Below are 5,614 nucleotides of genomic sequence, written 5' to 3'. Positions count from 1 at the left end.
CTTTTTTGAAGGCTTCATACGCATCTTCCCGTTCGCTTTCTTTCACAACCGTCCGAACAGAAGCTTCCCAGGCTTTGAACTCGTTAAAATCCATGTAACACATCACTGAAACAGAATCTGCAAACTCTTTGGTATATTTTGAAACCTGCGCGGAAGTAAAAGTCATTTGTGGCCAGGAATCCGAAAAACGAAATTCTTCGTTCCAGATATTATCCGTGAAATAATCGTAATAATTCGAGTTCGAATACGGAAAGGAATTTTCTTCAAAAGAAAGGTACAGCATGAACGATGCAATCGTGTTCGGAACGGACGAAACGCGGTTTACGTAGGCATTTTTGAAATGCTCTTTTCCCAGAATATGCACTGTTTCTTTCGGATGGAGGTTTGAAATCACGAAATCGCATTCAAAAACAGAACCATCCGAACAATGCAACGAAGCAATCAATCCCGCTTCATTGTAAGTAGCCGAAACAACTTCTTTTCGTCTCAAAACTTCACCGCCATGTTCACCGATTCGTTTCATCAGCGCTTTGGCAATCTGTGAACCGCCGTTGACAAAACGATAACTTCCTTTGATGAAACTGTTCAGAATCAGTGCCACGACATAGAAAGGGGTAATTCCTTTCATTCCCGCATACAACGGTCCGGAACCCAAAATAATCCGGATCAGATCTTCGTTATCTGTCAAAGTGGAAAGATGTTCCCAGGCTCCAACCTCCAGTACTTCCGGATGATCTACATAATTCCGTTCCGAATCCAATTCCAGGTTATAAAGGGGAAAACAGGTACAAAACTCCTGAATTTCGGCACAAATTGTATCAATATCGTCCTGATTTTCCGGAAAACTGCTTTTCAACTGCTTTTTGAAATTCCCGTAACCCATTCCGTGATTGACTGAAATGCCGCCCGACAAGCGAATAACGTCGAATGCATTTTCGTCCAGGCGTTTCATCTCCAACTCATCGAAGATTTCGAGGTACTTAAAAATCTGGTAGAGATTTTCACCTTTATCCAAACCGCCCACGTAATGAACTCCTGTATCGAAAATCTGTTTATCGCGGCTAAAAACCTGCAATGATCCGCCGATTTGATGGTTTTTTTCCAGAACCTGAACCTTGTAGCCGTGTTTCGCCAAAATCAAGCCGCATACAAGCCCCCCGATTCCGCTTCCGATCACCACTATTTTCTTCTCCTGATCCAAGTTATTTTCTTTTAAGAATCATCAATACATTCGATGTTTTTGATGAATGTTCAATCAATTCGAATCCATAACCATTTTCCTGCGCAAAGCGTTCAATTTCTTTTGCTGACAAGAAAGACAAGTCATTCGTTGTTTTATTGAATTTAAACCATTTCGTGGAAAGAACTTCCGTTAATTTCGTGTTTTTCAGTCGGTCCTGCAATTCTACAATACCATCACGGATGACAATTATTCCGTTTTCACTCATTTTTTCGTTCACCTGACGGAGCAATTCGATCTGTTCTTCCGGACGTAAATAGTGAATCACATCGTTGAAGAAATACACATCCGATTCCGGCAAATCCCATTCGCGGATATCTGCAGCTTCAAAACGCAGGTTTTCCGATTTCTTAATGCAATTATCTGCCACCGCTACTTTGTCGTCGTCGTAATCCATCCCGATAATTTCTCTCGACGGATCAAAATAATTCAGGAAAACAGACAAATAACCATAACCACAACCCACATCTACAATCCGTTTCCGGCTACCAATCAATTGATTATAGAAATCAAAATTCTTTCGTTCCATCCCCCATTTCACACGCACGTACCATTCGAGAACAGGGCCTTTCAGCAAATAATTCTCCATGATTTTACGCGTATAGAACGCAGTGGTAGCGTATTCTTTCCGAAGTTCCTGCATTTCCTCCCGCATGATTCGAACAGCTCTTTTGGAGAATGCACTATACGATTCTTCCCCCGAAGCATAAAGTCGGTCCAACGGTTTGATGATGATGTGTCCCTGATTGATAATCAGATCGTTCTTCGGATTCACTTCGTGATTTCCCAGAATCAATAAAGGCTGAATGGGTAAATTCAACTCCTTGGCAATATAGAAAGCACCTTTGTGGAAACGTTTGATTTCTCCATCCTTGCTTCGCGTTCCTTCCGGGAAAATAACCAATGAATATCCTTCTCCTACCCGTTTTTTGATTTCGTCCAGGTTTCCTTCTGCGCCTTCTTCAGCAAACAAATAGCCGCCATAACGGATAAACGGTGCAAAAATCGGCGAATTGTAAACCCATTTCTTCACCATGATTACCGTTTTCGGATGCAGCATCAAAACGGCTAAAATATCCAGGAAAGACGTATGATTTGCGATGATAATACTTGGGTTTTTATAATCGAGTTTTTCTTTATCAACTATTTTTTTCTTTATGTGAAACCCTGCATACAAGGTCGATTTCACCAATTTCGAGATGGCATAATTCAAAATTGCCTGCTTGTGAATCCGCTTCATCGGAGTAGGAATCAGGACAAACAGCAAAAGAATATTCAGGATCAAACTTCCGGTAAAGAAATAAAGGAACAGCAGCATGCTGTAAATGAAATAAAAGAAGGTAATCGGTCCGAGTCCTTTCTCTTTACGGTTCAAAACGAAGAAGCGATAAACCCGCGGCTGAACATACAACGTAATGAACATCACCGATCCGATTCCAATGACGCTGACAGCAGCAATGGAATGAATTGCCGGATGTTTGGCAAAAATGAGTGCCCCTGTTCCGATAATTGTTGCAATTCCGGAAAGAATAATCCCCGACTGAGTCGATTGAATGGAGTTTACACCCGTTCTGGCTTGCTGAATCAAGCCATCCGTCGTGAAGATGCTGAAATCGTCTCCCAAACCGAAAATGAAGGTCGCAACAATGATATTGATGAAGTTGAACGGAATATCCAGTATGCTTGCCAGACCGAGAATCCAAACCCAGGCAAGCACCATCGGGAAAAAGGCAAACAACGTGAGTTCGATGCGGCCGTAAACCACCAGAATCGAAAAGAAAACCAACATCGAAGAAAACAGGAACAAGTAATCGAAATCCTGTTTCACCACGCTCAGCATCGATTTCGCCATTTCAGAAATGTCCAGTACAAAAACTCCGTCGATTACCGCCAGTTTTTCCTTCACGGCTTCCTGCTTGTTTTTCTTTACGGTTATGGAAGTAACATAGGAATAATGACCGGCATCTTCCGAAGCAAACTTATTCAAACCGATTTCTTCTACCAGTCGCTGTCCTTCTTCCTTGTCAAATTCCGGTTTTTCGATCAGCTGGAAGAAAGGTCGGAAACCTTCACCGTTCAAACCGTATTCAGGAGCAAGTTCAATGATTTGTTTTTTAACCCGTTCGTGTTTCTTCCAAAACCCGGTCCAGTTTTTATCTGATTGCTTCAGAGTTGTATTGGAAGGTAAGTACGGAGAAAGCGAAACAAACTCCGAAATTCCGAATTGTGCTCTGGTTGAAACAAATTCATTGTAAACCGCATCATTGGAGATGCGCGCCTTTTCCATCGAATTTGCCGAAGAGAAAACAAACAACTTTTTGTCCGTATTCGGGTTGATTCCCGTATAGAATTTCTCTTTTCGTTTCAGCTCATCGGTATGAAACGACAAGTTGTTCATATCCGAATCGAACTTCATTTCGGAAGACTTGTACAGGAATACTATCGAAACCAATGCAATCAGCAAAAAGGAGATCCGAACAAACGATTTACTTAGTTTAAAACTAATTTTATAATTATTTTCTTTTTCCGATACTTTAATCCCGAAGAACTGTACTAAAACCGGCAGAAACAGTAAGGTAAAAAGCACGGAACCGGAAAGGGTCGTTAAAGCAATCAGACCAAAATTCTGAAGCACCACCGAATTGGTAAACAGCAAAGCCGACAAAGCCACAATGGTTGTGAAACTGCCCAGCATCATCGGAGAACTGATTTCTTTCACAGTTTTCACCACAGAACCCAAATGTTTCAGATGCGTGAAGAAATGGAAAGAATAATCGAGTACGATTCCCAATAAAACAGAAGAAGTTGCCAGTGAAATCGCAGAAATATCCGGATGAAGATACCCCACCAAACCTGCTCCGCTCAAAATTCCGAAGAAACCGGGAAGCAAAAAGTAAAACGGAGCCAAAATGCTGCGGTAATACAAGATCAAAAGAAGCAGAATTGCTGAAATGCTGAGCATGGATGTCAGAAAAGCATCAAACTTCACTTGCTTGGCATTTTCAACTGCCACCTGGAAAGTTCCGAAATAATCAAAACCGAGTTCTTGCTGTTTTGCCTTTTCCTGCTTGAAATTTTCCAGTCGTTTTGCAAATGCTTCCAACTTCTTGGTATCCTTCTGATTCAGCTCAATCGTTCCGAAGAAAAATGCATATTGTTCGTTTCGCGAATAGACAACTCCGTCTTTCACCACATAATTTCCCGAATCGGCACTTGGGTTCAATTCCTTCAAACGACCATAAAACAATCCCAGCGGATCATTTGCCGCCAATCTGCTGATGAAAAAAGCATTTGGCCCTGTAAGCATGTCGGAAGTGCGTTTCAAAGCTTTCCGGATCGAATCCGCTTGTAATTTTCCTTCGATTCGTTGAAAATCTTTCGGCTCTAAACTTCTCAATGAACTTTTCTGAAGAAAAGCGATCAATGCTCCTTCATCTACTGTCTTGACAATTTCTATTCCGCTCAGTTCTTTCGAAAAGCGCTTTTGAAGCTCTGTCTTTAGTTCTTCTAATTTTTCAAGTGTTTGTTCCTCATCTTCCTGGCTTTTAATGGAAAAAACCACCTGCTTGTTCAATTTATTTTTTTGAACAATGCTGTTGAATTTCTTAAACTCTTTGCCTTGCGGGAAAATGGCATACAAATCCTGATTGATGCGCAATTTTGAAACACCGAACACCAAAATGGCCGTTACAAGCAGGAAAACTGCCCAAAAAACAAATCTTTTCCGGAGAAAAAATTCAACAATTCGCGCGCAAACTTGACCGATCATTTATGTTAGTTTCTTGGGGGTAGGGGAAATAAAAGTGGACAAAGCTACGAAAATATCTTATGAGTTGAGTTTCGTCCCTTTTTTGTATGCATTCAGGAGTTTTGTGAACTTCGGTTTATCCCATTTTTTGAGAATAATCAACGACGCATTGAAGGCAGATTTCACAGCAATCGGAACGCCGCCGCCCAATTCCGCCCATTGTCCGCCGATAATTAAATTTTTAATCGGCGTGCGGTAATGTGCAATTTTGCTTTGCATGTTTTTCTTTCCCGGTCTTGTTCCCATCATCGAACCGTTTTTGTTTCCGGTGTAACGTTCATAAGTTACGGGAGTCGCCACTTCGTAAAACAAAATGTGTTTCCGCAGATCCGGACACATTTTTTCCGAAACGCGATCCAGGATAATCTGTGCAAAATCGTCTTTCAGTTTTTTATATGCTTCTGTACGCACAAAATTTCCTTTTGCATTCTTTTCCGTTTGCCAGTTATCCATGTAATCCATCCAGGCCGGAACATACAAAGTCAGCGTTCCCTTTCCTTCCGGGCTTAAGGTATGATCGCGAACCGTAGGAGCCAAAACGGAAATAGCAGATTTGTACGGATCCC

At 41.5% G+C, this 5,614-nt stretch carries 3 protein-coding genes; all 3 read right to left on the bottom strand.

Annotation, left to right across the window (positions count from 1 at the left end; all coding sequences use genetic code 11):
* A partial coding sequence (locus Q1V93_RS12455) for an NAD(P)/FAD-dependent oxidoreductase (RefSeq protein ID WP_300665174.1) occupies positions 1-1,201 on the bottom strand: 1,201 nt, incomplete at its 3' end.
* A 1-nt stretch (position 1,202) separates the two neighbouring features.
* On the bottom strand, positions 1,203-5,009 hold the full coding sequence (locus tag Q1V93_RS12450) for a 1-acyl-sn-glycerol-3-phosphate acyltransferase (RefSeq protein ID WP_300665172.1): 3,807 nt from the start codon (positions 5,007-5,009) through the stop codon (positions 1,203-1,205).
* Positions 5,010-5,066: 57 nt separating this feature from the next.
* On the bottom strand, positions 5,067-5,614 hold a 548-nt coding region (locus Q1V93_RS12445; protein ID WP_367183799.1), incomplete at its 5' end, for a phytoene desaturase family protein.

It is taken from the genome of Fluviicola sp., assembly GCF_030151805.1.
Taxonomy (GTDB): Bacteria; Bacteroidota; Bacteroidia; order Flavobacteriales_D; family Crocinitomicaceae; genus Fluviicola.
This window is presented reverse-complemented; position numbering and strand designations above follow the sequence as displayed.

Coding starts and splice junctions, on each gene's coding strand:
- Q1V93_RS12450 (WP_300665172.1), bottom strand. CDS start 5,009: ATGATCGGTCAAGTTTGCGCGCGAATTGTTGAATTTTTTCTCCGGAAA.